We start from the raw sequence: 2,868 nt of genomic DNA on the forward strand, positions 1-2,868 counted from the left end.
GGACGGAGATCCCGGCCCGCTGGCCGGCGATCAGCGAGCGGCACGCCCGCCGGCTCGTCGAGGAGCGGCGGATCCCGACCTGGTACATCGGCAGGCGGGTGTTCGTGTCGGCCGCCGACGTCGAGCGGTACCTCGGCTCGTGCCGCCGCCCGGCGAATCTGCCACCGGCGGCATAGGGGCGCCACGGGGCAGTGCGGGGCGCCACGGTCACCCCCGGAGACAACAGAACAGGCATTCTGTTGTATGGTCCGGTTCATGATCCTTGAGCCCGTTCCGCCGTCCACCGGGGCCGTCGACGTCGAGATCCTCGACCCGGTGGCCTCGCTCGTTCCCGTCCAGGCCGCGGCCGACCCGTGGCCCGGTCTCGTCGCCCTCTGGCTCGACTCCGGCTTCTCCGAGCGGACCCGGGAGGCCTACGGCCGCGGGGTCGCCGAGTGGACCGCGGCGTGTGAGCGGTGGGGGGTGCATCCGCTGGCCGCCCGCCGCCAGCACCTCGACCGGTGGGCCCGCGACCTGGAGGCCGCCGGGCAGGCGTCCACGACGATCGCCCGGAAACTGTCCTCCGTCGCGAGCATCTACGGCTACGCCGTCGACGAGGGGGTCATCGCCACCTCGCCGGCCGCCCGGGTCCGCCGGCCGAAAACCACCGACCGCCACCAGGCCCCCGGTATGAGCCGCGACGAGGCGCGGGCGTTCCTCGCCGCCGCCGCCGCGGACGGGCCGCGCACCGAGGCGATGATGGGCCTGTTGCTGCGCAACGGTCTGCGGGTGTCCGAGGCGATCGGCCTGGACGTGGCCGACCTGGACGTCGAACGCGGCCACCGGATCATCCGCATGGTGGGGAAGGGCGCGAAGGCCGCGGTCATCGTGCTCGCTCCGGCGACCGGGCATGCCCTCGACACCTACCTTGCCGGCCGCACCACCGGGCCGCTGTTCGCCACGGCGACCGGTCGCCGGCTCGACCGGGCCGCGGTGTGGCGCAAGGTCCGCCAGCTCGGGTGCCGTGCCGGCCTGCCGCAGACCCGGCTGTCCCCGCATTCGCTGCGCGCGACCGCGGTGACGCTCCTGCTCGACTCCGGAGCTTCGCTGCGGGACGCCCAGGACTTCGCCCGGCATGCCGACCCGCGGACGACGAGGGGCTACGACCGGGCCCGCGGCAACCTCGACCGGCACGGGACGTACGCCTTGTCGGCGTTCCTCGGCGGGTAGCCGTACCCGCCTGTGATCACTCCCGCGGCGCCGCGAAAGTGATCACGGGTGGTCGATCCGAGACGTTGACCTTGCCGGAGCCGACAAGGTCAACATCGATGCGCAGTCGACTCGGCGTTGCCGGTGGGGCGGTCCGATGAACCGTTGACATTGTCATGGGGCCTCGGTCGCGGACGAGCGTGCCCGGGAGGCGCACCGGCGTCTCAGGTTGGGAGACCGGCTGTAGCCGGCCCGGCGCCGATCTGGATGGCTCTGCGGCGATTCGGCCCCGGGCGTTTCCCGTTCGGGACGGGCCAGCGAGCCCGGGCTGCCGGGCCGGCACACCACGCACGGAGGATGGGCAGCATGAAGATTCGGCTCGAAGGCAGCGAGGAACAGTGTGTCCGCGCGGCGACCTTGCTCGCCGAGGTCATGGATGTGATCAGGGTGTCGTCCCCGGAGGGGGACCGTCGGTACAGCGCCATCCGGATGCACCTCGAAGTGCGGCTTCGGGCTGACGGCCGCGGCGAGGCGGAGGACCCGGCCGCGTAAAGCCTGTTCGACACGCTCCGCCAGGCCTCGTGGCCTGCTGCGCACGGCCCGGCCGGTCGAGGACCGGTCGGGGACCCGAAGTACGAGCGATTCGCCGTCGCGGTCGATCGTGCGCGGGCAGCATGCGAGAACTCCGGCGGAGACCCGGAACGCGATCTTCCGGGCGCCCGGAAGATGTCACAGGTCGGTAACGGTGAGCGCGAACGCCGGAGGCGACCCGGATCGCGATCTTGTCGCCGCCGACAAGATCGCTCCGAACGCCCGCGGTGAGCGGCGGAACCGAGGGTAACCTTCGCGGCGTCGCGAAAGTTACTGCAAGTAGCAACGGGCGCACGTACACCGTGAAGGACTGAGGCCTGACCCACTACGCGGCCACCCGTCTCCGCCGTGACCCCAGCTTGCGAGGTAGCCGTGCCCGCACTGGCGTCCTGGACCGGTGCCTGAGACCGGTCCACGATGCGGGGATGCCGGCGTCGTCGCTGGCGGCCTGGTCGCCGAGGCCGGTCACGCCGGCTCCTTGACCCGGGCCTGCGGATGGTGGACGGGGCAGCGGCCGGGGATGCCGTCCGCGGTGACGAACCGGTGGCCGTCCGGGTGGAACGTGGCCGTCGGGTGGGTGAGGCACACCAGCTTCGACGGGTCACCGGGATCTCGCCGTGGATACCCCGGCGTTCACGCCGGGGAGGAAACGGCGCATCCTGCTGGGCATTCGGTGGCCTTTCCTCGGACAGCACCGCGCGCCCCCGTACCCGTCCAGGCCGGGGGCGCCAGGGTGGCGTCTACAGCTGCCGGCCGTCCGCCTCACGTTCGGTGCGGCGGGCCCGGTAGGCACCGACCGCCTCGTGGATGTACTCGTGGCCGGGCTTGTTGAAGGCCGCGAGGACCGCGTCGAGATCCTCGGGGGCGACGAACCCGAGATGCGTCGCCGCACCGCCGCTGATCTGCCCCGTGCTCACCAGGCCCCGCGGGAGGCGCTGCAGGACATCGATGATCTCGCCGACGGTCGCGCCTTCCCAGATGCCGAGGTCGTGCAGGCCGTGGGGGATGCCCTCCAGGTCGACGTGGCCGACGTGGGTGGCGGGGCCCGGCCCGTCGTCGTCGGCCGGGTCTGGGCGGCCGGGGTGCGTC

4 protein-coding genes are annotated in these 2,868 nt (G+C 72.7%); 2 read left to right on the forward strand and 2 right to left on the reverse strand.

Annotated features, from left to right (window positions below; all coding sequences use genetic code 11):
• Positions 1-255: 255 nt before the first annotated feature.
• Together AC08OP_RS23555 and AC08OP_RS23560 are read left to right on the forward strand one after the other, a co-directional pair.
• Positions 256-1,209: a tyrosine-type recombinase/integrase gene (locus tag AC08OP_RS23555; protein WP_476616169.1), complete on the forward strand. Its 954-nt coding sequence runs from the start codon at positions 256-258 to the stop codon at positions 1,207-1,209.
• Between the two features lie 345 nt (positions 1,210-1,554).
• Positions 1,555-1,740, forward strand: a complete 186-nt coding sequence (locus tag AC08OP_RS23560) for a hypothetical protein (RefSeq protein ID WP_476616170.1) — start codon at positions 1,555-1,557, stop codon at positions 1,738-1,740.
• 504 nt (positions 1,741-2,244) lie between these two features.
• Here AC08OP_RS23560 and AC08OP_RS23565 read toward each other — a convergent pair.
• Both AC08OP_RS23565 and AC08OP_RS23570 read right to left on the reverse strand, forming a co-directional pair.
• On the reverse strand, positions 2,245-2,367 hold the full coding sequence (locus tag AC08OP_RS23565; RefSeq protein WP_476616171.1) for a hypothetical protein: 123 nt from the start codon (positions 2,365-2,367) through the stop codon (positions 2,245-2,247).
• Between the two features lie 152 nt (positions 2,368-2,519).
• On the reverse strand, positions 2,520-2,868 hold a 349-nt coding region (locus AC08OP_RS23570; protein ID WP_476616172.1), incomplete at its 5' end, for a hypothetical protein.

Source organism: Frankia sp. CeRuru1 (assembly GCF_977966315.1).

Excerpts from the sequence above, each read along its gene's own strand:
- AC08OP_RS23555 (WP_476616169.1), top strand. The coding sequence starts at position 256 with ATGATCCTTGAGCCCGTTCCGCCGTCCACCGGGGCCGTCGACGTCGAG.
- AC08OP_RS23560 (WP_476616170.1), top strand. The coding sequence starts at position 1,555 with ATGAAGATTCGGCTCGAAGGCAGCGAGGAACAGTGTGTCCGCGCGGCG.